Source organism: Haloleucobacter ellipsoideus (assembly GCF_052491725.1).
Genome location: NZ_JBQWAR010000019.1, coordinates 342,207 through 368,670, shown reverse-complemented (window position 1 = coordinate 368,670; position 26,464 = coordinate 342,207). Strand labels below are relative to the sequence as shown.

The window sequence follows — 26,464 nt, the reverse complement described above, 5'->3', positions numbered from 1 at the left end:
GCACCATGTCATTATTTCAGCGTGGCGTTCTTTGAGGAATGGCAAACATATGGCCGGCGGATCAACATAATTCTTTCGTCGCACCAAGAAATGACAGAATCAACTCCCGGTGGTGAGGTCTGTCCCGGTGCTCCAGTAAGTATAGGCCCTGCCATGTGCCCAGAGCCATGCGGCCGGCGCAGACGGGGACAGACAGACTCACATCACTGAGCATGGTGCGCACATGGGCGGGCATGTCGTCCGGCCCCTCGTCATCATGGGTCCAGGCAAAGCTGCGCGGGGCCAGCTGGTCCAGCGCGCTCAGAAGGTCGCGCTGCACGGCCGGGTCGGCATTCTCCTGAATGACCAGCGATGCGGAGGTGTGGCGGCAGAACAGGGTGAGCACCCCTGCAACCGCCCCGCACTCGGAGAGAAAGGCGGCCGCCTCGCGCGTGATGTCGGTGAAACCCTGCCCGCGTGTTTCAACATGCAGGGTGCAACTGGCCATGTGGGTGAGGGGCAGCGTGCGGGCGGGGGTGCGATGCGTCATCTTTCCTGCTCCATTTGAAGTATGGTGTCCTGCTGGGTATGACCTGTCATCAAGGCAAGGTCAGCCTCTGCATGCATGCCATGCCGGAATGTCAGAATCGGGAGCCCCTCATGTCCAAGCTCGTTCTCGACCCCGCCGTATTTCGCGCCGATGCCGTACCCGCGGATGCGCGCATGGTGAATGAGGCCATCATCAAGGCCCTGCGGAACATGCCGGGACTGTGGGATATTCCCCTGCCGAAGATCCGGCGGGCGCGGCTGGAAAACAAGGGCACATTTCCCCTGCCGCCGGAAAGTCCGCGTGCGCGGGTGGAGACCATTCCCGGCCCCCGCGGCCCGGTGCCCGTGCGCATATTGATGCCCGATGGCGCGCCCAAGGGCGTTTATCTGCATTTCCACGGCGGTGGATGGACGCTCGGCAGCGCGCGCGAGAATGACATGCTGACAGACCGTATCGCCACGCGCTGCGGCCTTGCGGTGGTGTCGGTGGATTATGCGCTTGCCCCTGAAAATCCCTATCCGGCCGGGCCGGATGATTGCGAGGCCGCAGCCCTGTGGCTGGTGAAGGAAGGCCCGGCGCGCTTTGGCACCAGCCGTTTTGCCATTGGCGGCGAATCGGCGGGTGGCACCCTTTCCGCCGTCACGCTCATGCGCCTGCGGGACAGGCACGGCATCTCGCCCTTCTCCGCCGCCAATCTGGTCGCCGGGTGCTATGACCTGCGCCTGACCCCCTCGGTGCGAAACTGGGGGGATGTGCCGCTGGTGCTGAACACCACGGATGTGAAGCGTTTTGTCGATTTCTACATGAGCGGTGGGGGCAGCGTGGAGGATGTGGATGTCTCCCCCCTGCTGGGCAGGCTGGAGGGGCTTCCCCCCGCCTTGTTCACCGTGGGCACGAAGGATCCGCTGCTGGACGATACGCTGTTCATGGCCAATGCATGGATGGCCGCAGGCAATGCCGCCGAGCTGGCTGTCTATCCCGGCGGCTGCCATGTCTTCATCTCGTTCCCCGGCAGCCTCACAGATCGCGCGCTTGAGCGGATTGATGCCTTCCTGAACACTTTCTGAACCGGTGTGGCTGTCCTTCCGGGGTGAGGGGCGCCCCTAGAGGCTTTCCTCACCCGAAGGCGGGGGCGGGGCATCCTTCAGGGCATTGCGCAGCCAGCGCAGAACCTTGTCGGCATAATCGAAGGCCGCATCCATCTCCTGCCGGTTGGCCGGCGGCTCTGCTGAAGGGGGCTGGGCGGATGGGGGAACAGGCGCGGCGCGCGGCGCGCTTTCCCCCTGCGGAAGAAGGTCCTGCGCGGCGGCATCGAGCTGGGCCTGTGCGGCGGCCAGATCGTGCTTCAGCCGGGCGATCTGCGCCTCATAGGCGGTGCGGCTGTCCGGCACCAGCTTGCAGGCATAGGCATCGCCATCCTGCGCACACAGGGTGACGGTGCCATTCTCGGTATCCAGCCGCAACACGCCGCCATCAACCGGGGCGAAGCTGTAGCGTGGCGCCTGAACCGGCGGGCTGGCGCAGGCATTTTCGGGCGCGACGGGCTTCCCGGCCTCCTGCGCGAGGGCCGGCAGGGCCGGACATGCCAGCGCCAGCGCGAAAAGCGGAAGCGCCACCTTCCGGGAATGGCGACTGGCCATGAGGGGGCGTATGTTCACAGGAAGCATGATCGACCTCTTTCCTACAGGTCCACTTTCCGGCCCGGCCACCCGGCACCATAATGCCGGGTGAGGGATGATGCCCCATTCTTGCCCGACATCAGGGCAGCAGCGGGGCGGGGGTGAGATTGCGGGAACCCGCCTGCGGTGCGCGGGTTGGAAAACGGTGTGGTCCGCGTTCTTGACTCTGGGGATGAGGCGCGCTCCATGCTGCATGCGACTGCGATCCGGGCACATGCTGCGCGGGTAAGGTGAGCTTGGGAGACGCGGATGAACGATCTGGACACATTGGCGCGCAATCTGCGCATTCTTCTGCGCGCGGATATCATCATTGCGCAGCTTCATCTTCAGCGCATGCTGAAGAAGTCCATTCTATACGCCGTGGCTTTTGTCATTGGCGGTTTCGGTATTGTCATGCTCGGCGTTGCCGGCTTCCTGGCGCTGGAGGAACTGTACGGGCGCGTGGTGGCGGCTCTCATCATGGGCGGAGTGGGCGTGGTGCTGGCGCTGATCTGCCTGATCGTTGCCGGCCGGGTCCGCAGCGGGGATGACATGCGCCTGGCGCAGGAAGTGCATGGCGCGGCGCTCTCGGCTGTGAGCCAGAACCTGAAGGATACGGGAGCGAACGTGACGCAGTTCGCCTCCCTCGCCAACAATCCGCTCGAGTCGATTCTGCCGGGCCTGCTCATGCAGCTTTTCGGCATTGTCATGCGCCGCCTGCGCCGGCGCTGGTCCGATCGCGACAAGAGCTGAAAATCATGGCCCCGCAGTGATGCGGGGCTTTTTTCATGGTGGCCCTCAGCCGCGTCCACGCTCTGCGCGGACAGGCACCACCTGTCGCGCGATCCAGTTCTTCAGCTCCAGCGTGCGCATGGTCCTGTCCGTGACGGCACCATCTATGCCGAAGCGCCAGGAGAGGGACTTGTTGCCCGGCTCGCGCTCCAGATGCTCCAGATCGGCAATGAACAGGCCGGCCTCGTCATCATCCAGAAAGAACCCCTCGGCGATCAGCATCGGGCAATAGCGACGGAATATGGCGGCCATTTCGCGGAAGGGATATTCTGGGTGATACTGCACCGCCCAGCAGGTGCTGCGCCCGGCCTGGAATTCGGCGGCCTGCACCTGCGAGTGATCGTTCGTGGCCAGCAGGCGCGCGCCGGCAGGCAGGGTTTCCACCTCATCCTGATGCACGGTCATGGCCTCGAACACTGTTGGCTTGCCGGCATAAAGTGGGTGCCCCAGCCCCTCTCCGGTCTGCCGGATGCGACGGCCAAAGCCGACCTCGCGCCCACGCGGATTCAGCCGCACCGCGCCACCTGCCGCGACTGTGAGCAGTTGCAGGCCCCAGCAACTGCCAAAAATCGGCACGCCGGTCTCAAAGGCGGTGCGGATCAGGGCGATCTGGCTCTCCACCTCGGGGCTGCGGGCATAGATATTGAGCGAGGAGCCGGTGATGGCGATGCCGTCATAACCGGAAAGGCCGGCACTGTCGGGCAGATGCGCGCCCGGATCGGCCGGATAGCAGATCTCGGCCGTGGCCTGCGGGCACAGTTCCCGCAGCAGCTGGGCATAGCCCTCGCCGGCCGCCTGGCCGCCGGAGCGCACCTGTGCCGCACGATCCTTGGCGACATTACCTTCGACAACGAGAAAACGGGGAGCGGACATGTGATGCGGTCCGATAAGGGGGAAACCGCGCAGCATAAAAAGGATTTTGACAAAAGCGAGATGCTTTCCCGCTCCATCCGCCGCCAGCGGGGGGAAACGGGAAAGCCGGTGTTTCAGCGCGCCATTGCCGGGCCGGCTTCAGATGTCGTCATCATCCGGGCCGTCCATGTCGTCATCCGCGCCATCTTCCGCATTGTCCTGCGAGCCATCGTGGGTGCCAAGGCGCAAGGCGAGATTCTTCTCCACCTTGCGCAGCAGCTTGCGCAGACGCTTGCGCTCCTTGTTGTCGAGTCCGGCGGCGATTTCTGTTTCCATGAGCTCCCAGATGCCGTCGATTGAACTGGCGCGCTCTGCCCCCGCTTCGGTGAGGAAGACGCGGACGATGCGCCCGTCACCATCGCTGGTGCGCCGTTCAACCAGTCCCTGGGCGGTGAGGCGGGCCACGGTCTTGGAGGCGGTGGGTGGACGCACGCGCAAGGCATTGGCAAGGTCTCCCATGGTCCTGCCATCTTCCTCGGAAAGCAGCTTGAGAACCGTCTCCTGCCCCGGAAAAAGCCCAAGGTCCGACAGCAGCCGCGCGGAAAGGGCGCGCTGGAGGCGGGCTGTATGGTTGAGCCGGTAGCTGATGGTTTTCGCAAACGGGTCTTTCATCATGTCCCTCACAGCCCGATGATCCCCGATGGATCGGCCGGGCTCCGGCCGCACAGGTCTCAGGCAGAACGAACAGCGCATTGCGCACTATCCATTGCCGCGTGGAGTATCCACACGCCGGCTTACATTTTTGCGAAGGTCAGGGACATTTTACCAGCGAGAATACGGATACTGTCGCATTTTCCGGGTGCAGAGCACAAAAACGGTGCATTCGGGCGCGATTGCAGCGGTCCGGGGCGGGGTGAGCCGCAGATTTTCTCTGCGGTTTTCCCCTTTTTCCGACTCAGGACTGTTCGTGAAGCCGGCTATTCTTTGTGAGTCCTTTGGGGAGGTGCAAGGGTGTGGTGCGCCCGGGCTGGCCACACGCGCCTTTCATTCGCCACCCAGCCCCAGTTCGGCCCGCAGACGTGCCCGCAGCTCGTCAATCGGGTGACGGCGGCCTTCCTGTTCCACATGCCAGAAGGTCCAGCCATTGCAGGCCTGCGCCCCTTGCGCCATGGCGCCGACACGATGGATGGAGCCCACCTTCGGCACCGCCGGGGCTTCATCATGAGTGAGGGCGATGGTGCCATCGGCCCGCACAACAGCGCGATAGCGCCCCTTGGCATCGGTGAGTTCCGCGCCGGGCGAGACCAGGCCCCGCTCCACAAGGGCGGAGAATGCCACGCGGGGAGCCTCCCGTGCACTGGGGGGGGCGACAAGGGCCGCCTCCGGCAGGGGCTCCACCGCTTCAATCCGCTCGCGGGCGGCCGCCGCATAGGTTTCATCCCGCTCGATGCCGATAAAGGCGCGGCGCAGACGCTTGGCGACAGCCCCTGTGGTGCCGGAGCCGAAGAAGGGGTCGAGCACCACATCACCGGGCTTGGATGTGGAAAGCAGGATGCGCGCCAGCAGCGCCTCGGGCTTCTGGGTGGGGTGCACCTTGCGCCCCTTCTCGTCCTTCAGCCGCTCATGGCCGGTGCACAGGGGAATGAGCCAGTCCGAGCGGACCTGCACATCCTCATTGCCGGCTTTCAGGGCCTCATAATTGAAGGTGTAGCCCTTCGCATTCGCATCACGTGCCGCCCAGATCATGGTCTCATGCGCATTGGTGAAGCGCCGGCCACGGAAATTGGGCATGGGGTTGGACTTGCGCCAGATGATGTCGTTGAGAATCCAGAAGCCCAGATCCTGCATCAGCGCACCAACGCGGAAAATATTGTGATAGGAGCCGATGACGAAGATGGTCGCCGTCGGCTTCATCACCCGCCGCACGGCCAGAAGCCAGGCGCGGGTGAAGGCATCATAGGCCTGAAAGCTCTCGAACTGGTCCCAGGCATCATCCACCGCATCCACGCGGCTTTCGTCCGGGCGCTTCAGGTCTCCCCCGAGCTGGAGATTGTAGGGCGGATCAGCAAACACCAGATCAATGCTCTCCGCCGGAAGGGAGGAGAGATGCTCGATATTGTCGCCGACATAAATCTGGTTCACCGGCAGGGGGGCGACCGATGAGGTTTGCGTCTGTTTGCCATAACGGCGGGGCGCACGAACCGCCGAACTCTTGACCATGCCACGCATGCCGAACCCTGCCCATCACTCTGAGATTGAGTGTGAGTTTGAGGGAAAGTCGGTTAAGGGCGGGTGAAGGTAAACGCGGAAGAACCAGTGAAAACAGGGGTTTCCGGTAAGGTTGGGTTAAGTTGTCCGTGCCCGCGCCGCCCCCGTGCGGGGGTGAGGGCCATGCCGGCGGCCTCAGCGCGTGGCGGCGCGGACGATCGCCTCGGCCATGAGTTCAGGCATGCAGGTGGTGCTGGTGGCAAGCTGCGTGCTCAGGCTCTGGAGCGTGGTGCCGGGCGTGCGCGCGGCGCGGTTCAGAAGATAGCGCGTGACATCATACTGGTTCACGACATTCATCTTGTCGCGCAGGGAAATGGCGTCAATCTGCTGCACAATCTGGTGGTAGCGCATTTCATAGGGCACATCCGGCACGAAGGGCGGGTCTACCAGCACGAGATCCACGTCCCGTCCCTCGATCCAGTCCGCCGCTTCTTCCAGTGTGTCGGCGAAGTCCGCCGGATTGGTCGCGGCGAGGGCATCACCCGTGCCAACCTGCCAGATCACCAGATCCGGATCGACAATATCGAGCAGGGAGCGGATCTGCGCAAAATCACTCTCCGCACCGCCGGGCTGGGGGCGTGCCTCGATGATGGTGAAGATCACATCCGGCAAACGGCGGGCCAGCTCACGCTCAAGGGTTGGCGTATCGATGCTGCGCCGGGGCCCCTGTTCCTGCGAGGGGCGAAAGCGCAGGATGCGTACGGGCTGGGAGCGGTCCACCAGATCCTCAACGCGCTTGAGTTCCGCATCGAAGGCCAGAAGGGCTTCAGGAACCCGACAGGCAATGGACATGTCCGCCTGCGCCGGGGTGGCCAGTGCCGCCAGCATGAAAAAGGCTGTCGCCAGGCAGGCGCGCCCGATCATGGCCGGGCAGTTGCGCCAGCTCCCTCCACGGGAGGCGTATGCGCCGTGCGCGTTCCGGACTGGCTCTTGTGTTTGCGACCGCTCCGCTGCCACTCCAGCGTCCATGCGACCAACCATTGGATGGAGAAACCGACACCCAAGATTACCAGATCAAAAGACAGAGCGCCATCAAAACCGGGTCGTACAACCTGCGCCCCGAGGCTGAGAACCGTGCCCACGCAGAACACCGGCAGGGAGTGGCGGCCCATCAGGATCAGCGGTCTGGCGGCAGCGGCCTGTCTCAGCCAGTTTTCCAGCGGCAGACGGGAGACACAATAGACAAGGGCCAGCACATGCAGCAGGCGCGGCAGGGCAAGGTTTGTCTTGTCAAACGACCAGACAAAGGCCGGCAGCGGCCACACTTCCAGCGAGAAGGGAAAGCCGGCGAAAACCCAGGCACAGGCCAGAACAAGATAGAGCGGGGCCAGAATATCCAGAATGCGGCTGCGCACGGGCGGGCGGCCGGAATCGATGGCCTTGCCGATGACCAGGCCGCAGGCGAACAGAAGCTGCCATGTAAACGGGTTGAAGAACCAGTTCCCGCTGTTCGGCCACACCGGCAGGGCGAAAGACCAGACATGGGCGACCACATACAGTGCCGCCGAAACGCCAAGCCCGAGCACGGCGCTGCGCCGCATCAGCAGGATGAGGACCGGCGCCATGAGCAGAATGGCGATGTAAAGCGGCAGGATATTCAGATAGGCCGGCTGGAAAGTGAGCATGACAATGCCCACCAGCGCCTCAAGCGGCACCTGAAGCAGCAGGTCCATGTGGTACTGGCCCAGTATGCGGGTGTCCCCGGTCATCACGGCGAAACCGCCAATGGTGGCGATGGCGACCAGAACCAGAGCCAGATGGGCAGCATACAGGCTGAAGGCCCGCAGCCACACCCGCCCGGTGATCATCAGCCGGTTGCCGGGCTCGAAATTGCGCAGATAGGCAAAGGCGGCGGAAACACCGGCCAGCAGAACGAACAGCTCCGCTGCATCCGAGACGCCGAAATTGCGAAAGGTCCAGCCTTCCAGAAACAGGCCCGGCACATGGTTGATGAAAATGGTGAGAAGGGCAAAGCCGCGCCAGAAATCAATGCTGACCAGTCGCCCCGGATTCATCGCCACCATCCGAACTCCATTCTGCGACGCTCAGATGGCGCCATGCCCTTGCTGTCTCAGGCGGGAGCAGGGGCCAGGACGCACAGACTTTTGAAGTTGAATCCGGCGCAAATGAGTCCGCCTCGCAAAAGCCGAGGCGGATTATCCCGGTTTCCACATCCGTGCGTGGCCTTAATCCATCCGCGCTCTTCCGGTCAATCGCAGACAAGGGATTGCGCGACAATCCGCTTTTCGATCATGCCTGAAGGGCGGGCCAGCGTTAACCCTGTTGTGAAACCATGCGCGACAGTTTTGACTCCGCCGCCCGGGCATGGTCTGGAACGCAAAGGCTCTGGCGGGGGCTTCCGACCCGCCGCCCCCTGTGTCTCAGACTTGCGAAGATTCCATGCCCCAGATCATTCCTGTCACCGATGCACATGATCCGCGGATCGCGGACTATCGTGATGTGCGGGAGCGCGATCTGGTGGGGCGGCAGGGGCGCTTCATGGCCGAGGGTGAGGTGGTGCTGCGCCTTCTGGCCGGCTGCCTGAACATGGAGCAGGGCGGAGGCAGCAGAGCGGGGCATCGTCTGTGCTCATTGCTGCTTTCCGAGGCGCAGGCCGCCCGGCTCGCCGATGTCGTGGAGGCATTCGGGGCGGACTTCCCGGTTTATGTCGCCCCGCAAATGGTGATGGATGCGCTGGTCGGCTTCCATATTCACCGCGGCATTCTGGGCATAGGGGAGGCGGCAGCGCCGGTTGCGGCGGACGATCTGCTGGCAGGCCTTGGTGAAAGGGCGCTGGTGGTGGGCGTGGTCGGCCTCACCAATCATGACAATATGGGCGGCATCTTCCGTAATGCGGCGGCCTTTGGCGCAGATGCGGTGCTGCTGGACACCACATGCTGCGACCCGCTCTATCGCAAGGCCATCCGCGTTTCGGTGGGTGCCAGCCTTGTTGTGCCGTTCGCCCGTGTGGACAGCGGCGGAGAGATGATCGCCTGCATGGAACAGGCCGGGCTGGAGGTCATCTCCCTCTCGCCCTCCGGCTCGGAGCGGTTGTCCGCGCTGGCGCGCCCGGCGCGGGCCGGGGCGCTGTTCGGCACGGAAGGGCCGGGGCTGCCGGCCCATGTCATGGCGCGCACGCGCACGGTGGCCATTCCCATGGCGGCAGGGTTCGACAGCCTGAATGTGGCGACGACCAGCGGCATCGTTCTGCACCATCTGGCCGGGTGAGGGCGGGATCAGTCCTGAGTCGAGCTTTCCCATGTCACATGGGTCACGCCCGCCGCCCGCGCCAGACGGGTGGTGACGGCATCCAGCTCCTTCGGGTCCACCGATGTGCTCACCAGCTTGGCGACCAGTTCGGCCATGTCATTGTGCGTATGGTCGATGATGACATCGCTCACCGGATAGCTGGCGGCCTCCAGCTCGGCAATCAGCGTGTCGCGCATCTGGGCGGCGACGTCCGAATTGCAGGAGAGACGGACCTCATAGCTCATTTCCGAGGCCATCTCATTGAGCGGAATACGGTCAATGGCAGCCGCGATGGGGCGCAGCAGCGTGTTGCCGGCAATGATGATGAAGGTGAGCAGCGCGGCCTCGGCGATCATGTCCGTGCCCGCGCAGGAGCCGACAGCGGCCGAGCACCACAGGGTGGCGGCCGTGTTCAGGCCGCGCACATTCATGCCCTCCTTCATGATGACGCCCGCGCCGATAAAGCCGACACCGGTGATGATGTTGGCCACAACACGCATCGCATCGCTGGGAAAGCCCAGGCGCGAGGCCAGGTCGGCGAAGGCGGCGGAGCCCACGGCCACCAGCACATTGGTGCGCAGGCCCGCGGTGCGCTGGCGATACTGTCTTTCCGCGCCGATCAGCGTGCCCAGCACGAAGGCCGTGGCCAGACTCATCACCGTGTCCAGAAAATGCACCGGATCGAACGTGTTCAGGAACTGCATGGCGCATTTTCCTCTCTGGCGGGGGGAGGGGGGCTCGTGCCGTCTTGCGTCTGGAGAAGCAAGCGCCATATCGGGCATAGGTGACGCTTTCATGAAGTCGGCGCACAATCTGTCAAGCTGATTGCCGCCGGAGCTTATAACTGGTAAAAAACGGAATGTTTCGTTCGTGCTCGCCTTTTCCGCGCCTCGGGGTGATGGCTCATCGTGCCGTCGGGCCCTTCTTTGCGCGCACGACCATGGAATTTGCCGCGGTGCCGGACCATGTGCGCCTGCCGGGCCGGTTCTTTGGTCGCTTCACCACCACGGCTTCAGCCGTGGCGGGCGGCTGACCCACATTCTTTTCCAGCTTTCCCGAATGACATGGCGGGCGGTGCATCTGGCGCCGGCCCAGCCCCCGAACAAGCTCCAGGAATGACCCATGACTGAAACCGCCGGCCCCCGCACCCTGTATGACAAGATCTTCGACGAGCATATCGTCGCCCGGCAGGAGGATGGCACCTGCCTGCTCTATATCGATCGCCATCTGGTGCATGAAGTCACCAGCCCGCAGGCGTTCGAGGGGCTGCGCATGGCCGGCCGCAAGGTGCGCGCGCCGGAAAAGACCCTGGCCGTGGTGGACCATAACGTGCCCACCACTGACCGCACCCTGCCGAACCCGGACCCGGAAAGCGTCGCGCAGATTGCCGCGCTGGCCGAGAACACCAAGGAATTCGGCATCGAATATTATGACGGCTTCGACAAGCGCCAGGGCGTGGTGCATGTGGTGGGCCCCGAGCAGGGCTTCACGCTGCCCGGCACCACCATTGTGTGCGGCGACAGCCACACCTCCACCCATGGCGCATTCGGCGCGCTGGCCCACGGCATCGGCACATCCGAGGTGGAGCATGTGCTCGCCACCCAGACGCTGATCCAGAAGAAGGGCAAGAACATGCTTGTCCGCGTGGATGGCAAGCTGCCCGAGGGCGTGGGCGCGAAGGACGTTGCGCTGGCCATCATCGGCACCATCGGCACCGCGGGTGGCACCGGCTATGTGATGGAATATGCCGGTGACGTGATCCGCGACCTCTCCATCGAGGGCCGCATGACCGTCTGCAACATGTCGATCGAGGGTGGTGCGCGTGCCGGTCTGGTTGCGCCGGACCAGAAGACCTATGACTATTTCAAGGGCCGCCCCAAGGCGCCCAAGGGTGAGGCATGGGAAGCCGCGCTGCGCTACTGGGATACGCTGCGCACCGATGAGGGCGCGCATTTCGATGCCGAGGTCGTGCTGGATGGCGCTTCCCTGCCGCCCATCGTTTCCTGGGGCACCAGCCCGGAAGATGTGATCTCGGTGGAAGGCATCGTGCCGGACCCGGACCAGATTGTTGATGACGTGAAACGGGCCGCCAAGAAGCGCGCGCTGGCCTATATGGGCCTGACCGCCGGCACCAAGATCACCGATATCGGCATCGACCGCGTGTTCATCGGCTCCTGCACCAATGGCCGGATCGAGGATCTGCGCGCCGCCGCGGCCATTGCCGCCGGCCATAAGGTCAGCCCCAATGTTTCCGCCATGGTGGTGCCGGGCTCCGGTCTGGTGAAGGAGCAGGCCGAGGCCGAGGGTCTGGACAAGATCTTTATCGAGGCCGGCTTTGAATGGCGTGAGCCGGGATGCTCCATGTGTCTGGCCATGAATGCGGACCGCCTTGCTCCCGAAGAGCGCTGCGCTTCCACCTCGAACCGCAATTTCGAGGGTCGTCAGGGCTTCAAGGGCCGCACCCATCTGGTTTCGCCCAGCATGGCTGCCGCTGCCGCCATTGCCGGCCGCTTTGTGGATGTGCGCTCCTTCCCGCGCCGGGGCTGAGCTTCTGCCCGCTGAGGCGGGGCTAAAATGACTCTGAAATGACAAGGCCCGGTGGCGCAAGCCCCGGGCCTTGTTGCATCAGGGGGACAGGCAATATCTCCTGTTCCGCAGGGAAGTCACATTCGCGTGATGAGACAGCGTGCAAAAGTCCTGTAATCATGCTCTCATTCAGAAGATAGAGCTGAAAATGACAGGCGCGTTATCTGTCGCTTCCGCTTCCTGCGGCGCGAAAAACACGGCCACCCCCATAATTGCCACCAGCGCACCGGTGACCCAAAGCTTGCGCGTCATGGTCACTTTCCTTTCTGGTTATATGAGGGGACAACGCGCAACAGCGTTAATGGTTCCTTAACTTTGTCGGTGGACTCCAACAAAAGTCGCATGAAGCGCAGGCGATGGTCCGGCGCTGGAGGAGGGGGATAATGTCAGCAACGCCCTGGGGTGCGCGCGCGGCGCCTTCCATCCGCGATTTCGAGATGATGGCGCAGGAGGCCTATGACGAACTGCCCGCAGACTTCCGCGCACTGTGCGGAGAGGTGCTGATTCAGGTCGAGGATTTCCCCAGTGAAGAGGTGCTGGACAGCATGGAGCTGGAGAGCCCGTTCGAGCTTCTGGGGCTGTTTCAGGGAATCGGTCTGGCTCAGGGTGGGGCCCTGACGCAGACCGGGCAGATGCCCAACATGGTTTTCATCTATCGCCGGCCCATTCTCGATTATTGGGCCGAGCATGAGGAAACCCTTGGCGCGGTGGTGAGCCATGTGCTGATCCACGAGATCGGCCACCATTTCGGCCTTTCGGATGATGATATGGAAGCGCTGGAGCGCGAGGCGGATTAAGCCGCCGCAAACAGAAACAGCCCGCCATGGCTGGCGGGCTGTGTGAATGCGGACAGAACCGGAGAGCGGGGATCAGCGCTCCACCATCACCACGCGGTTGTTCTCCATAGCCAGCGCCAGCCGCCCGGCCTTCAGGGCGAGAGCCCGTTCGCCGAATAGCTCCCGCCGCCAGCCCTTCAGGGCCGGTACATCCGCCTCATCATCCACCGCGATGCGTTCCAGATCCTCCGTGGTGGCGATGACCTTCGCGGCCACATCATCCTGCTCGGCCGTCATGCGCAGCAGAACCTTGAGCAGCTCCACGGTTGCGCTTGCGCCATTGGGCAAGGGCTTGCCGCGGACAATACGGGGCAGGGTCTTGGGGTCACGCGCAATGCCGCGCTTCACGGCTTCCAATACCGCCTCTCCATAACGCGAGCGCTCGAACCCCTTGGGCAGGGAACGCAGTTCAGCCAGCTTTTCCGGCGTCTGCGGCTGCTGGGTGGCGATTTCGCCGACCACATCATCCTTGATGATGCGCCCGCGCGGCTGGTCACGGCTCTGCGCCTCACGCTCGCGCCATGCCGCAACCTCCATGAGAACCGCAAGCTCACGCGGCTTGCGCGCCCGTGACTTGAGCCGCTCCCAGGCATTTTCGGGATTTTGCTCATAGGTGGCGGGGGAGGTGAGAATGTGCATTTCCTCACCCACCCATTCGCCACGCCCGCGCGCTTCAAGATCGGCGGTCAGCTTGATGTAGATGTCGCGCAGATAGGTGACATCGGCGAGCGCATAATCAAGCTGGGCGGAGGACAGCGGCCGGCGGGACCAGTCGGTAAAGCGGGAGGACTTGTCGATGCTCACACCGCAGACGCGCTGCACGAGCTGATCATAGGAGATGCTTTCCCCATAGCCCAGCACCATGGCCGCCACCTGCGTGTCGAACACCGGATGGGGGATGAGGCGGGCGAGATGCCAGATGATCTCGATATCCTGCCGCCCGGCATGGAACACCTTCATCACCCGCTCATCGCCCATCAGCCGGTGGAGGGGTGAAAGGTCCAGCCCTTCAGCCAGCGCATCCACCAGAAATGCATCTTCCGGTGAGGCAAGCTGCACGAGGCAGAGCTTCGGCCAGAAGGTGGTCTCCCGGAGGAATTCCGTATCGACGGTGATGAAGGGGTGGCGGGCGAGGCGCTCGCAGGCCGTGGTGAGGGCTTCTGTCGTGGTGATCGGATCCATGCAAAGACCATATTCGTGCCGGGCTGCCAGCGAAAGCGGATATCAGGCGCGACAGCCTGAATGTGCGCAACCTGCAACATCATGATTCGAAACCAGGGATGGTATCAGGCCCTTGTAACCTCGTCCTGTGCCACTGGTTTCAACGTTTCACCGGATGAGGGCTGCGCATATGCGCCACTTTACCAGTTTGGGATTCAGGCGGAAGCGCCAAAAGGCGCGGTGAACTGTTGCGGAATCAGGGACAAGAGGGTGCGCAGCCTTTCCGATGCTTGACAAGGGGCGGGGAGCATGCACCTTCCGCCCGTCTGGCATGAGGCTCATTCCGGGGCGCATTGGTGTGCACCGGGGGGTGAGCCGGCCCGAACCGTCATGCAACCACCCGTTGCGCGCCCTTGCGCTGCGCGGGTGCAGCACTGGCGCGGGCCATGCGTGAAGTGTTCATGCCCCATCTCATTCAGCCTCGAAAGGGCAAGCCTGATGCACCGCTATCGCTCCCATACCTGCGGCGCGCTCACCTCCAGTGACATTGGCCAGGAGGTGCGGCTCTCCGGCTGGTGCCACCGCATCCGCGACCATGGTGGCGTGCTGTTCATCGATCTGCGCGACCATTATGGCCTGACACAGGTGGTGGTGGATCCGGACAGCCCGGCCTTCAGCGCCGCCGAGAAGGTGCGCTCGGAATGGGTCATCCGCATTGACGGCAAGGTGCGCAAGCGCCCCGATGGCACCGAGAATGCAGACCTGCCCACCGGTGCGGTGGAAGTCTATGCGCGGGATCTGGAAGTGCTGGGCGCTTCCGCCGAGCTGCCGCTGCCGGTGTTCGGCGATGTGGAGTATCCGGAAGAGACCCGCCTGAAGTACCGCTTCCTCGACCTGCGCCGCGAGAAGCTGCACAAGAACATCATGACCCGCGGCGCCATCATCGATTCCATGCGCCGCCGCATGAAGGATCAGGGCTTCTTCGAGTTCCAGACCCCGATCCTCACAGCCTCCTCGCCGGAAGGCGCGCGGGACTTTCTGGTGCCAAGCCGCATTCACCCCGGCACCTTCTATGCGCTGCCGCAGGCCCCACAGCAGTACAAGCAGCTTTTGATGATGAGCGGCTTCGACCGCTATTTCCAGATTGCGCCCTGCTTCCGCGATGAAGACCCGCGCGCCGATCGCCTGCCGGGCGAATTCTACCAGCTTGATCTCGAAATGAGCTTTGTCGAGCAGGAAGACATCTTCGCCGCGATGGAGCCGGTCATCACCGGCATCTTCGAGGAATTCGCCAATGGCAAGCCGGTGACGCAGAAATGGCCGCGTATTCCCTATGCCGAGTCCCTGCGCAAATATGGCACCGACAAGCCGGACCTGCGCAACCCGCTGGTGATGCAGGAGGTTTCCGGGCATTTCCGCGATTCCGGCTTCAAGGTGTTCGCGCGCCTGCTGGAAGTGGATAAGAACGAGGTGTGGGCCATTCCCGCGCCCAAGGGCGGCTCGCGTGCCTTCTGTGACCGGATGAACAGCTGGGCACAGGGCGAAGGGCAGCCCGGCCTTGGCTATATCATGTGGCGAGAGGGTAATGAGGGCGCCGGCCCGCTGGCCAAGAATATCGGCCCCGAGCGCACCGAGGCCATTCGCCAGCAGCTGGGCCTGGGCCCGGATGATGCGGCCTTCTTCGTGGCGGGCGACCCGTCCAAGTTCGTGAAATTTGCCGGTGCGGCGCGCACCAAGGTGGGCGAGGATCTCAACCTTGTCGATACCGAGCGCTTCGAGCTGGCGTGGATCGTCGACTTCCCCTTCTATGAATGGTCGGAAGACGAGAAGAAGGTGGATTTCTCCCACAACCCCTTCTCCATGCCGCAGGGCGGGCTGGAGGCCCTGAACACGCAGGATCCGCTCACCATCAATGCCTTCCAGTATGACATCGCCTGCAATGGTTATGAGATCGCCTCGGGCGGTATCCGCAACCACAAGCCGGAAGCCATGGTGAAGGCGTTCGAGCTGGCGGGCTATGACGAGCAGACCGTGATTGAGCGCTTCGGTGGCATGTATCGCGCCTTCCAGTATGGCGCGCCGCCCCATGGCGGCATGGCGGCCGGTGTGGACCGCATCGTGATGCTGCTGTGTGGCGTGACCAACCTGCGTGAAATCTCGCTCTTCCCCATGAACCAGCAGGCGCAGGATCTGCTGATGGGTGCGCCGGCCCCGGCAACCCCCAAGCAGCTGCGTGAACTCAATCTGCGTCTTGCGCCCCAGCAGAAGGCGTAAGGCCCGCTCCCCTCTCCCGCCTTTCAGGTGAAGCCTTTGGGTGGGAGAGCGGCATGAAGCCATCAAAAAGGCCGGTGCGCTTTTCACGCACCGGCCTTTTCTGTCTGGAGCCACCCCGCTCAGGGAGAGGTGGTGGCGCTGATGGTGAAGTCCTTCAGCGCGGTTTCCCGGTTCTCGCTGTACACCAGATCGATGAGTGACACCGCGCCCTTGGGGGTTGCGGTGAGAGTGAGGGTCTTCGGATCCTTGATGAAGGCGATCACCGATTCCAGAACCTGTGCGGTTTCGGGTGCGTCGCTGAGGGCGGGGGCGAGCGCCGTCAACAGGGCGATCACCTGCTCGCGATACTCCTCCTCGCTCACGCCGGCCGCCCGCGCCTGTTCCTTCAGCAGAAGCTGCGCCAGCCCCTGATTGGTGACAGACAGTGAAACCGGGCCGATGGTGATATTCATCAGGGACTCTTCCATCGCCCCTTCCTCGGTGAAGATTTCCTTGGCCACATTCTCCAGCCGGGCGTTCAGCTGCATCTTGAGCGCGCCATCAAGGTCGCTCTCGGCGGGGGCAATGGAGAGGGTCTGGCTGGCCTGGTCATAGTTCATCTTCAGCAGAAGGCTGACCTTGGCCCGCGTCATGCCGGTGCTGGCGAGCAGGTTGAAGGGCATCTCATCCTGCGCCGAAATGGGGCCGGAGATGTCGGTGATGACCAGTTCCAGCCTGGTCGGGGCATCGCCGAGAAGTTCACCCCATGTCAGTGCCATGCGGCCAACGGTGATCGGGCCGCCCTTGCCACTGCTGGAGACATCGCCCGGTACGGAGGCGTCTTCGATTTCAAAGCCCGAAATGATGCGGAACAGCAGCAGCGAGGCATCGGGCAGGGATTCATTGGCGGCCTCGCTGAAGCGGGCGAGGGCCGGCAGGTCCAGCCGGTTGATGGCGAAGCGGCCGAAACGGGTCTGCCCGTCCTGGTCGCGCACCTCGGCATCCTTCATCTCCAGCTTGGTGATGATGCCATTGGAGATGTCTTCTGCCAGGAGAAGGGACATGCTGGTGGTGGCGTCCTTTTCCTGCGAGGTCGACTCGCTGACCCTGATGCTCTTGACCTGCACGGCCTGAAGCACGTCCACTGTCAGCCCCAGCGCGCGCTGGGCATCCTCAAGGGAGATGCTCGGGCTGGACAGGTTGAGCGCATTCAGGGTGGCGATGCGCTCGGGGGCAAAGGCCGCCGGGCGAATGCCGAAATCCTCGATCAGGGTCGAGGCGCCCTTGCTGGTTGAATCCGGGGAGGCGACAAGATGCGGCCCGGTTTCAAGCTGGCGGAAAATGCGCTGGTAGGGCTCATCCGTCAGGGTGGCGGGAGCTGTGTCCTTCGCATCGGTGCCAGCCTCCGCGGCAGGTGCGGTGGCCGCCAGAACCGGTGCGCTGTCGATCTCATGAATGATGATGTCCCGGATCTCGCCGGTCGTCGTCACCGGGCCGGGCTTGTCCACATCCGTGGCGGTGGTGGCCTCGTTCTGTTCGGCCGGGGCTGGCGCCTCCAGCCTGAAGCGTGCTTCCGCGATGGAAAGCTTGCGCACCTTGCCCGTGGCGATCTGGTCCAGCGCGATGTCGCGATAGGTCACTTCCGAGCGGGATGAGGCTTCATCGTCCGGAGCCGGGGTGATGGTGACGGTGGCCTGCGGAATGCGCACCTCATCCGCCTTCAGGGTGGCGAACTGGCGCAGGCCCAGACGCAGGGCCGCATATGGGCCGCCATGCTGGTCTGACGGCAGCAGGTTCATCGGGCCTTCATAGCCGATCACGTCCATGTCGGGGATGATGTAGACGATCTGCCCACCGCCGGCCGGGGCCCCCTTCAGGGTCATCCGCACGCCGGAAAAGTCCATCTCGTCCGCCTGCATCCGCTCGCCGGAAGGAGCGGTGCTGATTCGCAGGACCAGCTTCTCGATATCCAGAACGGAGTCGCCATTTTCGGAGGAGATACGGACCCCCGAAATCGTCACTTTCTGGCTGAGCAGAGAGACATCCGTGCTGGAAAAACGGGCATCCACACCGCTGGCACGCAGAGCTGCAAAGCTTTGCTCCGTCTCGGTTTGGACCTTGCTCTTGAGCCATGCCTGGAAGCCGAAGCCCCCCAGAACCGCCACCACCACGATGATGACGATGCCAATACCTGCTTTTTTCATCCAAAAGGCCTCAACCAGACTGTGGACAGGGCAATCTTCGCCCCTTCCGTGCCATATAACTGAATCTTCATCCAAGACAGTGACATAACGGTCCGTGGCGGCTAGTTTCGGATGATTTCGCCTGACCGCGCAAGAAAATCGCGCAGATGGGATCGCGCACATACAGGAAGGTTGGCAAAGGCAATGGCGTCCAATATCTCTGATGACCTCCGTTCTGGAGCACTCTATTACCACCGGCATCCGCGTCCGGGGAAGCTGGAGATCCAGGCGACCAAGCCGCTCGGCAACCAGCGCGATCTTGCCCTTGCCTATTCCCCCGGTGTGGCCGCCGCCTGCGAGGCGATCGAGGCGGACCCCATGCAGGCTGCGGAGCTGACCTCCCGCGCCAATCTGGTGGCTGTGATTTCCAACGGCACCGCCGTGCTTGGCCTGGGCAATATCGGCCCGCTGGCCGGCAAGCCGGTGATGGAAGGCAAGGCCGTCCTGTTCAAGAAATTCGCCAATATCGATGTGTTCGACATTGAAATCGACGCCAACAGTGTCGAGCGCATGGTGGATGTGATCAGCGCGCTGGAGCCCACCTTCGGCGGCATCAATCTGGAAGACATCAAGGCCCCGGAATGCTTCGAGGTGGAGCGCCAGCTTCGCGAGAAGATGAAGATCCCGGTCTTCCATGATGACCAGCACGGCACCGCCATCATCGTCAGCGCCGCTGTCCGCAATGCGCTGGAGCTGGGTGGCCGCAAGATCGATGAGGTGAAGATCGTCGCCTCCGGCGCGGGCGCGGCGGCCCTGGCCTGCCTCAACCTGCTGGTGACCCTTGGCGCGAAGAAGGAAAACATCTGGGTCTGCGACCTCAAGGGCCTCATCCATGAGGGCCGCAACGAGTCGATGGACCCCTACAAGGCCAAGTTCGCCCAGAAGACCGACAAGCGCACGCTTGATGAGGTGATTGACGGCGCCCACATCTTCCTCGGCCTTTCGGCTGCCGGTGCGCTGAGCGCCGACATGGTGAAGAAGATGGCGCCCAACCCGCTCATCCTCGCGCTGGCCAACCCCACCCCGGAAATCATGCCGGAAGTCGCCCGCGAGGTGCGCCCGGATGCACTGATCTGTACCGGCCGTTCGGACTATCCGAACCAGGTGAACAACGTTCTGTGCTTCCCCTATATTTTCCGTGGCGCGCTGGATGTCGGGGCAACCGATATCAATGCCGAGATGAAGATGGCGGCGGTGGAGGCCATTGCCGCCCTTGCCCGCGAAACGCCGTCTGACGTGGTGGCCCGCGCCTATGGCGGCGAGGCCCGCCGCTTTGGTCCCGATTCCCTCATTCCCTCGCCGTTCGATCCGCGCCTCATCATGCGTATCGCCCCGGCCGTGGCGAAGGCGGCGATGGAAACTGGCGTCGCCACCCGTCCAATCACCGACATGGATGCCTATGTCGCGAAGCTGGACGAGTTCATGTTCCGCTCGTCCTTCATCATGCGCCCCCTGTTCGCCCGTGCGAAGCAGGACAAGAAGCGCGTCATCTATGCCGAGGGCGAGGACGAGCGCGTGCTGCGCGCGGTGCAGGCCGTGGTGGAAGAGGGCATCGCCCATCCCATCGTCGTGGCGCGCCCCAATGTGGTGGAAAACCGCATCAAGCGCTTCGGCCTGTCCATCCGCCCGGATGTCGATTTCGAGCTGATCAATCCCGAGGATGATCCGCGCTACCGCCACTATGTGCGCACCTATCTGGAAGTGGCCGGCCGCCGTGGCATCACGCCGGAAGCGGCGCGCACGCTGGTGCGTACCAACACCACCGTCATCGCGGCGCTGGCCCTGCAGCGCGGTGAGGCGGATGCGATGCTGTGCGGCATTGAAGGGCGCTTCACCCGCCATATGCGCCATGTGCGCGACATTATCGGCCGTGCGCCGGGTGTCAGCCAGCTTGCCGCTCTCTCCCTGCTCATCACCCAGAAGGGCAGCTTCTTCATCTGCGATACGCAGATCCAGTCCGAGCCCTCGCCGGAAGACCTGGCGGAGATGACCATTCTGGCCTCCACCCATGTGCGTCGCCTTGGCCTTGAGCCGCGTGTGGCGCTGCTCTCCCACTCCAATTTCGGCAGCCATGAGACGGCTTCCGCCAAGCGGATGCGTGAAGCGCTGCGTATTGTGCGGGATCGTGCTCCGGGCCTGGAAGTGGATGGCGAGATGCAGGCCGATGCCGCTCTGGTGGAGGAAATCCGCAACCGCGCCTTGCCGGGTTCCTATCTGACAGGTGCGGCCAATGTGCTGGTGATGCCGGATCTGGATGCCGCGGATATCGCCTACAACATGCTGAAGGTGCTGGGTGATGCCCTGCCGGTCGGCCCCATCCTGATGGGCACGGCAAAGCCTGCCCACATTCTCAGCCCCACCACCACCGCCCGCGGCGTCGCCAACATGACCGCAGTGGCCGTGGTCGAGGCCCAGACCCTCGAAGGCTGATGACACGATACCGGCCACGCTTCGGTGTGGCCGGAAAATGATGAAGGCGGTGAGACATGGTCTCACCGCCTTTTCTTTTGGGCTTCACGCCCCTGATGCCAGCTTGGCGTCCTGCGCGGGATGACGGGAAGATCAGCTCTTCCAGTTCAGCGGGCGGTAGAAGGTGTGTACGCCAATGCGATCGAGCTTGCGCATTTCACCCACCCATGCCGGATGCACCCAATGGGCGTGGTAATGCGTGGCCCGGCCCACCGTATCGAGCCAGAGCTTGCCGTCCAGCATGTCTGCCGCAATCTCGTTGGCCTGTGTCCACATCTGCGGTTCGCGCACCACATCCTTCACATCATCACATGCGAAGGTGAACTGACAGGCCAGCTTCTGGTGTGCATTCTGGTAGACGACGCCGCAAATGTCTGACGGATAATAGCCGGAGAAAGCGCGGTTGATGACCACCTGCGCCACCGCGATCTGCCCGCGCCTGGGCTCGCCCCGGCTTTCAAAATAGACCGCCTCGGCGAGGCATTTCTGTGCCTTTTTCAGCCCGGCGCCCTTCAGTTCCAGCCGCTGGGCGGGGGAGGGCCAGATGCCTTCCGGCTCATCGCTATGGGTTGAGGTATGGGTCAGCTCTGGCGTGGCGGCGGGTTGCAGCAGGGGAAGGGGCACCACACCCTGCCCGGCGAGCACCTCATATTCGAAGGCCATGGGGGGAAACACGTCCGGACTGGTGTTGAAAATGGCAACCGGATCATGATGCAGGGCGGGCTGTTCCGGCGCATTCTCACCCGGGGCCAGTCCCTGCAGAAGAAAGTCGTCTCCATCGGGGAGAACACCCGTCATGGTTTCCTCTTCTCCCGCAAAGGAGAGGGCGGAACCATAGGGCAGAGTGCCCCCAAGGCGCGCCGCCAGTGCCCCATAGGTGGCGGCAAGGTCCGCGCCATCGGCGGTGAGGCCGGGCAGTTCGAGAACCAGATCAAAGGCCAGATTGCGCAGGGCGGATGTGTCATCGCCCTCATGAGTGGGGCTGGCGCTGCCTGAAGCGCCGGAGGTGACGAAAATGGCCGGGGCGGGCAAGGCGGCAAAGGTGCGGCTCTTCTGCACCGTGGCTAGCCCATCTATGGCGGATATGCCGCTTCCCGTACCCAGCGGCTGGGGCAGCTCCAGTGTCGGCACGTCCAGCACGCGCATGGAAGAGGCGAGGGGGGAAGAGAGCAGCGGCCCTGTCAAGCCCCGCCCGGTGCCGGATGGGGGAAGGGCCGAGGCATCATTGCCCGCAGCGCCTGCCATGGCGGGCGATAGCGCCACACCCGGAAGCGCGGCGCACAGAACCGATGCGGCGATCAGTGCCGGCAATCCCGGCCGCCATTTTTGCGATACACCCATGACCCGAGCCCTTTGCCAGCCTTCCGGCAGGCTGTGGCCCGCCGGAAACAGGCAAGAGCATTGTCCACTTACTCTTGATTGCTGGTTAATTCCGCCGCAAGTTCTGCTTCCCTTGCGAAGGGGCCGCCCTGCGGGCGCGCCATTCGGCGCATGCGGGCCAGCCCATGGGTGCCGAAGCGCACCTTGATGGCTTCCTCCACCCAGCGCTCTTCCTGCTCCACCCGGCGCTGAGCACGGATCTGGTGGGCCTCCACATGGCTGAGATGGGCCTGCACGGCCTCATCGAAGGAATCCAGCCCCTCGCCGGTGGTGGCGGAAAGACGGATGACCGGAACCTTCCAGCCCTGGCTATGCCCCTCCGAGCCGCCGGAAAGGGAAATGGCCCCCGCCACCTCGGAGGCCGCACGCCGCGCCACCTCCGCCATATCGGCCTTGGTGACGACGATGATGTCCGGCAGTTCCATCACGCCGGCCTTCATGAACTGGAGACTGTCGCCTGAGGCCGGCTGGATGCACAGCACCACCGTATCCGCCACCAGCGAGATATCGGCCTCGGACTGGCCGACGCCGACCGTTTCCACGATCACCAGATCATAGACCGCACGCAGCAGAACAACGGCGGCGATGGCATCATCGGAAAGGCCGCCCAGCCTGTCCCGCGCAGCCATGGAACGCACGAAAATGCCGCGGTCTTCCGGGTCTGTCTGAATACGGGCGCGGTCTCCCAGCAGGGCTCCGCCGGTGCGCCGCGATGAGGGGTCCACAGCCAGCACGGCAACCGTCTGCCCCGCCTTGCGCGCGCGTTGCACCAGCGCATTGGTGAGGGTGGATTTGCCAACCCCGGGCGGGCCGGTGAGCCCCAGCACATGGGCGCGGGCGGCGCGGGCGGCCTCATCCAGCAGCGCAACAAGCGCACAGCTGCCGCGTGCGGTTTCCACCGCCGCCAGAGCCTTGGCAACGGCGCGCTTGCCACCGGAACGCAGCGTTTCCAGATCAAAGAGGGGAGAAGAAGCGTGCGACATGAATGGCAATCTAAAGCATTCTGGAGGGAAGTGGATACGGCTTTAAGGGAACAATTCACTATTGCGTGGAGCCGGCGGCCATGCTTTCCGGCCTCTGAACTTCTGCCATATATGGTGCGCTTCTGCTTGTCTTCTGTACGCGGCTCGGCCAGATTTGCGGGCGTCCAGACATGCGTGAGGGACAGGAGCGGCGGTGGAGCAGGGAAGCGCGAGGGCGCCGCAGATGCGCGCCGTTTGCAGGCATGGCAGGCCGCTGGAGGTTTTTCTCGTTTTTCTCAAGCTGGGCTGTACTGCCTTTGGCGGGCCAACGGCGCATCTGGGCTATTTCCGGGAAGAACTGGTCAGCCGTCGAAACTGGCTGTCCAACGCATCCTATGCAGATCTGGTGGCCCTGTGCCAGTTGCTGCCGGGGCCGACATCCAGCCAGGTCGGTATGGCGCTGGGGCAGGCACGGGCTGGCTTTGCAGGGCTTCTGCTTGCTTTCCTGGGATTTACACTGCCTTCCGCCGCACTGATGGTGGGTTTTGCCTATGGGCTGGATGTGGGGCAGAATGCACCGACAGGAAGCTGGCTGGCCGGCTTTCGCGCTGCTGCTGTTGCGGTAGTGGCGCATGCCGTTTTCGGAATGGCGCGGGATTTGTGCCCGGAATGGCGCACGCGGCTCATGGCTGTTGCTGCTGCCGCGCTGGCTATCACATTCGGAGGGCTGGCGGGCCAGTTTGCGGCACTCGCCTTCGGGGTAGCTGTCAGTTTTCTGACGCCACCCCCCGCTTCGGCCAGCGCCGGTCTGCATGATTTTCCGGTCCAAATTTCAAGGCGTACCGGCGCGATCTTGCTGGCTCTCATGATAGGGCTGCTCATTGTGCTGCCTCTCCTGGCCGCGATGACGGAGTCTCGCGCGCTGAATCTGGCCAGTTCCTTCTATCGCACCGGCGCATTGGTGTTTGGTGGCGGGCATGTGGTTCTGCCCTTGCTGGATGCAGAAATCGTGCAGGCTGGCCTGGTTCCGCGTGAAACCTTCATGGCCGGCTATGCCGCTGCGCAGGCGATGCCCGGCCCATTGTTCACCTTTGCCGGGTTTCTGGGGGTGGTGATGTCGCTGCCGCCTGATGGTCTTGCAGGTGCCGTTCTGGCGACAGGCTGCATCTTCCTGCCCTCATTGCTGATGGTACCGGCGGTGCTGCCCTTCTGGGCCAGCTTGCGCGGAATGAAGCCGGTGCGGCGTGTTCTGGCTGGTGTGAATGCGGCCGTGGTGGGGCTGCTCGGCGCGGCGCTTGTTGATCCCGTCCTGCCGGAAGGGGTGACATCCCTGACGAGTGGAGCGATTGTCCTTTCCGCTTACATTGCACTTTCTGTCCTGCGCCTGTCTCCGGTTCTGGTGGTGTGTGGATGTGCTGTGGCCGGCGCGTTGTTGTTGTGATGCCCTTGCGCCCGCTTCAGGGCTGATGCACATTCATGCGCGGTTTTCAGGTCTACCTGTTGTGAAAGTTGAAAAGATGAGCCAGCAGAACCCCTTCGGCGGAACCATCATCCATCTCACCCCGGCAGAGGTGCGAGAGGGCATGGCCAGGGGGGAAATCGTGCTCGTGGATGTGCGCGAGCTGGATGAGGTGAAGGCCGCCCGCATTCCCGGCGCTGTCACCGTGCCCCTCAGCACATTCTCGGTGCAGGCCCTGCCGGAGGCGGAAGGCCGGCGCATCGTGTTTTCCTGCCGCTCGGGCCAGCGCTCTCAGAAGGCCGCCGCCGCCGCGCAGGCCGCGGGGCTGGCGCTGGAAGAGCATATGGCCGGCGGCATCCTTGCATGGAATGAAGCCGGCTTTCCTGTCGAGCAGGGCTGATCGCGCTGTCCGCCCTGCCTCATCCTTGATGGGGACAGGGCCACTCATGTCATCATTCCTCTGGAATAGAGCCTGTATCTTTGGGCAGAATGGGCAATGGCGCATTGCCTTTGCCATGCAGGTTCTGGCGCGCTGTGTGTGACGCGGCCATTCGCAAAGAGGATGAAGGGATGCAGCACAAGTTGACAGCGCTGGTTCTGGGGCTGGGGGTCGGCGCCTTGATGGGAGGCGTGTCACTCGCGCCCGCCATGGCGCAGGAAAAGGTGGTCAATGTCTTCAACTGGTCGGACTATATCGACCGGGAGGTGCTGGAGAACTTCACCAAGGAAACCGGCATCAAGGTGCGCTACGATGTGTTCGACAGCAACGAGGCGCTGGAGACCAAGCTGCTGGCCGGAAAGACCGGCTATGATGTCGTCGCGCCCACGGGCTCCTTCATGCAGCGCCAGATCAAGGCCGGGGTTTTCCTGCCGCTGGACAAGGAGAAGCTGCCCAATCTCCAATATATGTGGCCGGAAATTCAGGAGCGTCTGGCGGTCTATGATCCGGGCAACACCTTCTCGGTCAACTATATGTGGGGCACCACCGGCATTGGCTACAATGTCGACAAGGTGAAGGCGCGTCTTGGCGACATGCCCATGAATACATGGGATATTGTCTTCAAGCCGGAAATCCTCTCGAAACTGGCCGATTGCGGCGTCTATGTCCCGGACAGTCCGGAAGAGCTGGTGCCCGCCGCCATGAAATATCTGGGGCTCGACCCGGATTCCAAGAACCCGGATGATATCCAGAAGGCGGGTGAACTGCTCGCAACCATCCGCCCGTCCATCAAGAAATTTGATTCATCCGGCTATATCAATGCTCTGGCCCGCGGCGACATCTGCCTTGCCGTGGGGTGGTCGGGGGATGTGTTCCAGGCCAAGACCCGCGCCGAGGAGGCTGCGGAGAAGACCGGCACCGAGGCGGTGAACATCGAATATGTGATCCCCAAGGAAGGGGCGCTCATGTGGTTCGACAATTTCGCCATTCCGCATGATGCGGCGCATACGGATGAGGCGCACGCCTTCATCAATTACATGATGCGCCCGGATGTGGCGGCCAAGAATGTCAACTATATTTCCTACGCCAGCGGAAATGCCGAGGCGAAGAAATATATCGAGAAGTTCATTCTCGACAATCCCGGCATTTATCCGGATCAGGAAACCTTCGACAAGCTGTTCCTTGTCACGACCAATGATCCCAAGCTTCAGCGGGTCATTACCCGGACATGGAACAACTTCAAGCGCGGGAAGTAAGAGCCGCCTCGCTGCGGCAAAGGGCCGGAAGAATTTCGGGCCGGACGGGGTGAGGCATTGGCTTCACCCCGC

At 63.2% G+C, this 26,464-nt stretch carries 24 protein-coding genes; 11 read left to right on the top strand and 13 right to left on the bottom strand.

The window, feature by feature from the left end:
- Positions 1–61: 61 nt before the first annotated feature.
- The gene (locus ACT6QG_RS11815) at positions 62–529 is read right to left on the bottom strand and encodes a secondary thiamine-phosphate synthase enzyme YjbQ (RefSeq protein ID WP_444977760.1); all 468 of its coding nucleotides are present in this window, start codon (positions 527–529) and stop codon (positions 62–64) included.
- A 110-nt stretch (positions 530–639) separates the two neighbouring features.
- Here ACT6QG_RS11815 and ACT6QG_RS11810 point away from each other — a divergent pair, with 110 nt between their 5' ends.
- Positions 640–1,596, top strand: a complete 957-nt coding sequence (locus tag ACT6QG_RS11810) for an alpha/beta hydrolase (RefSeq protein WP_444977759.1) — start codon at positions 640–642, stop codon at positions 1,594–1,596.
- Between the two features lie 36 nt (positions 1,597–1,632).
- Here the strand turns inward: ACT6QG_RS11810 and ACT6QG_RS11805 are convergent, their stop codons facing one another.
- The gene (locus tag ACT6QG_RS11805; protein WP_444977758.1) at positions 1,633–2,196 is read right to left on the bottom strand and encodes a hypothetical protein; all 564 of its coding nucleotides are present in this window, start codon (positions 2,194–2,196) and stop codon (positions 1,633–1,635) included.
- Positions 2,197–2,457: 261 nt separating this feature from the next.
- Between ACT6QG_RS11805 and ACT6QG_RS11800 the strand changes: the two genes are divergently transcribed.
- Positions 2,458–2,940: a phage holin family protein gene (locus ACT6QG_RS11800; protein ID WP_444977757.1), complete on the top strand. Its 483-nt coding sequence runs from the start codon at positions 2,458–2,460 to the stop codon at positions 2,938–2,940.
- Between the two features lie 45 nt (positions 2,941–2,985).
- On the opposite strand, the gene ACT6QG_RS11795 is transcribed toward ACT6QG_RS11800, so the two are convergent.
- The 5 genes from ACT6QG_RS11795 to ACT6QG_RS11775 all read right to left on the bottom strand — a co-directional run bounded on the left by ACT6QG_RS11795 (position 2,986) and on the right by ACT6QG_RS11775 (position 8,123).
- Positions 2,986–3,852 carry a type 1 glutamine amidotransferase gene (locus tag ACT6QG_RS11795; protein WP_444977756.1) on the bottom strand — a complete coding sequence of 289 codons (867 nt, stop codon included), beginning with the start codon at positions 3,850–3,852 and terminating at the stop codon, positions 2,986–2,988.
- 138 nt (positions 3,853–3,990) lie between these two features.
- A complete protein-coding gene (locus ACT6QG_RS11790; RefSeq protein WP_444977803.1) occupies positions 3,991–4,503 on the bottom strand; it encodes a MarR family winged helix-turn-helix transcriptional regulator in 513 nt (170 codons plus the stop codon).
- 372 nt (positions 4,504–4,875) lie between these two features.
- Positions 4,876–6,060 carry a site-specific DNA-methyltransferase gene (locus tag ACT6QG_RS11785; RefSeq protein WP_444977755.1) on the bottom strand — a complete coding sequence of 395 codons (1,185 nt, stop codon included), beginning with the start codon at positions 6,058–6,060 and terminating at the stop codon, positions 4,876–4,878.
- Between the two features lie 174 nt (positions 6,061–6,234).
- Positions 6,235–6,963: an SGNH/GDSL hydrolase family protein gene (locus tag ACT6QG_RS11780; protein WP_444977754.1), complete on the bottom strand. Its 729-nt coding sequence runs from the start codon at positions 6,961–6,963 to the stop codon at positions 6,235–6,237.
- Positions 6,960–8,123, bottom strand: coding sequence for an OpgC family protein (locus ACT6QG_RS11775; RefSeq protein ID WP_444977753.1), 1,164 nt, complete (start codon positions 8,121–8,123; stop codon positions 6,960–6,962). Before ACT6QG_RS11775 ends, ACT6QG_RS11780 begins: the two co-directional genes overlap by 4 nt.
- A gap of 376 nt (positions 8,124–8,499) precedes the next feature.
- On the opposite strand from ACT6QG_RS11775, the gene ACT6QG_RS11770 reads away from it, so the two are divergent.
- Positions 8,500–9,327, top strand: a complete 828-nt coding sequence (locus ACT6QG_RS11770) for a TrmH family RNA methyltransferase (RefSeq protein ID WP_444977752.1) — start codon at positions 8,500–8,502, stop codon at positions 9,325–9,327.
- A gap of 8 nt (positions 9,328–9,335) precedes the next feature.
- On the opposite strand, the gene ACT6QG_RS11765 is transcribed toward ACT6QG_RS11770, so the two are convergent.
- On the bottom strand, positions 9,336–10,052 hold the full coding sequence (locus ACT6QG_RS11765) for an MgtC/SapB family protein (RefSeq protein WP_444977751.1): 717 nt from the start codon (positions 10,050–10,052) through the stop codon (positions 9,336–9,338).
- A 194-nt stretch (positions 10,053–10,246) separates the two neighbouring features.
- Here ACT6QG_RS11765 and ACT6QG_RS11760 point away from each other — a divergent pair, with 194 nt between their 5' ends.
- Both ACT6QG_RS11760 and leuC read left to right on the top strand, forming a co-directional pair.
- Positions 10,247–10,381: a hypothetical protein gene (locus ACT6QG_RS11760; RefSeq protein WP_444977750.1), complete on the top strand. Its 135-nt coding sequence runs from the start codon at positions 10,247–10,249 to the stop codon at positions 10,379–10,381.
- 89 nt (positions 10,382–10,470) lie between these two features.
- Positions 10,471–11,895, top strand: coding sequence for a 3-isopropylmalate dehydratase large subunit (leuC, locus tag ACT6QG_RS11755; protein ID WP_444977749.1), 1,425 nt, complete (start codon positions 10,471–10,473; stop codon positions 11,893–11,895).
- A gap of 168 nt (positions 11,896–12,063) precedes the next feature.
- Here the strand turns inward: leuC and ACT6QG_RS11750 are convergent, their stop codons facing one another.
- Entirely contained in the window at positions 12,064–12,186 is a 123-nt protein-coding gene (locus tag ACT6QG_RS11750) for a hypothetical protein (protein WP_444977748.1), read from the bottom strand.
- A 131-nt stretch (positions 12,187–12,317) separates the two neighbouring features.
- On the opposite strand from ACT6QG_RS11750, the gene ACT6QG_RS11745 reads away from it, so the two are divergent.
- The gene (locus ACT6QG_RS11745; RefSeq protein WP_444977747.1) at positions 12,318–12,731 is read left to right on the top strand and encodes a metallopeptidase family protein; all 414 of its coding nucleotides are present in this window, start codon (positions 12,318–12,320) and stop codon (positions 12,729–12,731) included.
- Positions 12,732–12,803: 72 nt separating this feature from the next.
- On the opposite strand, the gene rnd is transcribed toward ACT6QG_RS11745, so the two are convergent.
- A complete protein-coding gene (rnd, locus tag ACT6QG_RS11740) occupies positions 12,804–13,952 on the bottom strand; it encodes a ribonuclease D (RefSeq protein ID WP_444977746.1) in 1,149 nt (382 codons plus the stop codon).
- A 477-nt stretch (positions 13,953–14,429) separates the two neighbouring features.
- Here rnd and aspS point away from each other — a divergent pair, with 477 nt between their 5' ends.
- A complete protein-coding gene (aspS, locus tag ACT6QG_RS11735) occupies positions 14,430–16,205 on the top strand; it encodes an aspartate--tRNA ligase (RefSeq protein WP_444977745.1) in 1,776 nt (591 codons plus the stop codon).
- Between the two features lie 119 nt (positions 16,206–16,324).
- Here the strand turns inward: aspS and ACT6QG_RS11730 are convergent, their stop codons facing one another.
- Entirely contained in the window at positions 16,325–18,388 is a 2,064-nt protein-coding gene (locus ACT6QG_RS11730) for an aq_1923 C-terminal domain (RefSeq protein ID WP_444977744.1), read from the bottom strand.
- 183 nt (positions 18,389–18,571) lie between these two features.
- Between ACT6QG_RS11730 and ACT6QG_RS11725 the strand changes: the two genes are divergently transcribed.
- Positions 18,572–20,857: an NADP-dependent malic enzyme gene (locus tag ACT6QG_RS11725; protein ID WP_444977743.1), complete on the top strand. Its 2,286-nt coding sequence runs from the start codon at positions 18,572–18,574 to the stop codon at positions 20,855–20,857.
- A gap of 132 nt (positions 20,858–20,989) precedes the next feature.
- Here ACT6QG_RS11725 and ACT6QG_RS11720 read toward each other — a convergent pair whose 3' ends face one another.
- Positions 20,990–22,207, bottom strand: coding sequence for a cell wall hydrolase (locus tag ACT6QG_RS11720; RefSeq protein WP_444977742.1), 1,218 nt, complete (start codon positions 22,205–22,207; stop codon positions 20,990–20,992).
- A 98-nt stretch (positions 22,208–22,305) separates the two neighbouring features.
- The gene (gene meaB / locus ACT6QG_RS11715) at positions 22,306–23,259 is read right to left on the bottom strand and encodes a methylmalonyl Co-A mutase-associated GTPase MeaB (protein ID WP_444977741.1); all 954 of its coding nucleotides are present in this window, start codon (positions 23,257–23,259) and stop codon (positions 22,306–22,308) included.
- A gap of 193 nt (positions 23,260–23,452) precedes the next feature.
- On the opposite strand from meaB, the gene chrA reads away from it, so the two are divergent.
- The 3 genes from chrA (at position 23,453) to ACT6QG_RS11700 (ending at position 26,392) form a co-directional block, all read left to right on the top strand.
- Positions 23,453–24,679 (top strand): chromate efflux transporter, encoded by a 1,227-nt coding sequence (gene chrA, locus ACT6QG_RS11710; protein ID WP_444977740.1) that lies wholly within the window; start codon positions 23,453–23,455, stop codon positions 24,677–24,679.
- Positions 24,680–24,755: 76 nt separating this feature from the next.
- Entirely contained in the window at positions 24,756–25,097 is a 342-nt protein-coding gene (locus tag ACT6QG_RS11705) for a rhodanese-like domain-containing protein (RefSeq protein WP_444977739.1), read from the top strand.
- 221 nt (positions 25,098–25,318) lie between these two features.
- The gene (locus ACT6QG_RS11700; protein ID WP_444977802.1) at positions 25,319–26,392 is read left to right on the top strand and encodes a polyamine ABC transporter substrate-binding protein; all 1,074 of its coding nucleotides are present in this window, start codon (positions 25,319–25,321) and stop codon (positions 26,390–26,392) included.
- Positions 26,393–26,464 lie beyond the last annotated feature (72 nt).

Excerpts from the sequence above, each read along its gene's own strand:
- ACT6QG_RS11815 (WP_444977760.1), bottom strand. The coding sequence starts at position 529 with ATGACGCATCGCACCCCCGCCCGCACGCTGCCCCTCACCCACATGGCC.
- ACT6QG_RS11810 (WP_444977759.1), top strand. The coding sequence starts at position 640 with ATGTCCAAGCTCGTTCTCGACCCCGCCGTATTTCGCGCCGATGCCGTA.
- ACT6QG_RS11805 (WP_444977758.1), bottom strand. The coding sequence starts at position 2,196 with ATGCTTCCTGTGAACATACGCCCCCTCATGGCCAGTCGCCATTCCCGG.
- ACT6QG_RS11800 (WP_444977757.1), top strand. The coding sequence starts at position 2,458 with ATGAACGATCTGGACACATTGGCGCGCAATCTGCGCATTCTTCTGCGC.
- ACT6QG_RS11795 (WP_444977756.1), bottom strand. The coding sequence starts at position 3,852 with ATGTCCGCTCCCCGTTTTCTCGTTGTCGAAGGTAATGTCGCCAAGGAT.
- ACT6QG_RS11790 (WP_444977803.1), bottom strand. The coding sequence starts at position 4,503 with ATGAAAGACCCGTTTGCGAAAACCATCAGCTACCGGCTCAACCATACA.
- ACT6QG_RS11785 (WP_444977755.1), bottom strand. The coding sequence starts at position 6,060 with ATGCGTGGCATGGTCAAGAGTTCGGCGGTTCGTGCGCCCCGCCGTTAT.
- ACT6QG_RS11780 (WP_444977754.1), bottom strand. The coding sequence starts at position 6,963 with ATGATCGGGCGCGCCTGCCTGGCGACAGCCTTTTTCATGCTGGCGGCA.
- ACT6QG_RS11775 (WP_444977753.1), bottom strand. The coding sequence starts at position 8,123 with ATGGTGGCGATGAATCCGGGGCGACTGGTCAGCATTGATTTCTGGCGC.
- ACT6QG_RS11770 (WP_444977752.1), top strand. The coding sequence starts at position 8,500 with ATGCCCCAGATCATTCCTGTCACCGATGCACATGATCCGCGGATCGCG.
- ACT6QG_RS11765 (WP_444977751.1), bottom strand. The coding sequence starts at position 10,052 with ATGCAGTTCCTGAACACGTTCGATCCGGTGCATTTTCTGGACACGGTG.
- ACT6QG_RS11760 (WP_444977750.1), top strand. The coding sequence starts at position 10,247 with ATGGCTCATCGTGCCGTCGGGCCCTTCTTTGCGCGCACGACCATGGAA.
- leuC (WP_444977749.1), top strand. The coding sequence starts at position 10,471 with ATGACTGAAACCGCCGGCCCCCGCACCCTGTATGACAAGATCTTCGAC.
- ACT6QG_RS11750 (WP_444977748.1), bottom strand. The coding sequence starts at position 12,186 with ATGACGCGCAAGCTTTGGGTCACCGGTGCGCTGGTGGCAATTATGGGG.
- ACT6QG_RS11745 (WP_444977747.1), top strand. The coding sequence starts at position 12,318 with ATGTCAGCAACGCCCTGGGGTGCGCGCGCGGCGCCTTCCATCCGCGAT.
- rnd (WP_444977746.1), bottom strand. The coding sequence starts at position 13,952 with ATGGATCCGATCACCACGACAGAAGCCCTCACCACGGCCTGCGAGCGC.
- aspS (WP_444977745.1), top strand. The coding sequence starts at position 14,430 with ATGCACCGCTATCGCTCCCATACCTGCGGCGCGCTCACCTCCAGTGAC.
- ACT6QG_RS11730 (WP_444977744.1), bottom strand. The coding sequence starts at position 18,388 with ATGAAAAAAGCAGGTATTGGCATCGTCATCATCGTGGTGGTGGCGGTT.
- ACT6QG_RS11725 (WP_444977743.1), top strand. The coding sequence starts at position 18,572 with ATGGCGTCCAATATCTCTGATGACCTCCGTTCTGGAGCACTCTATTAC.
- meaB (WP_444977741.1), bottom strand. The coding sequence starts at position 23,259 with ATGTCGCACGCTTCTTCTCCCCTCTTTGATCTGGAAACGCTGCGTTCC.
- ACT6QG_RS11705 (WP_444977739.1), top strand. The coding sequence starts at position 24,756 with ATGAGCCAGCAGAACCCCTTCGGCGGAACCATCATCCATCTCACCCCG.
- ACT6QG_RS11700 (WP_444977802.1), top strand. The coding sequence starts at position 25,319 with ATGGGAGGCGTGTCACTCGCGCCCGCCATGGCGCAGGAAAAGGTGGTC.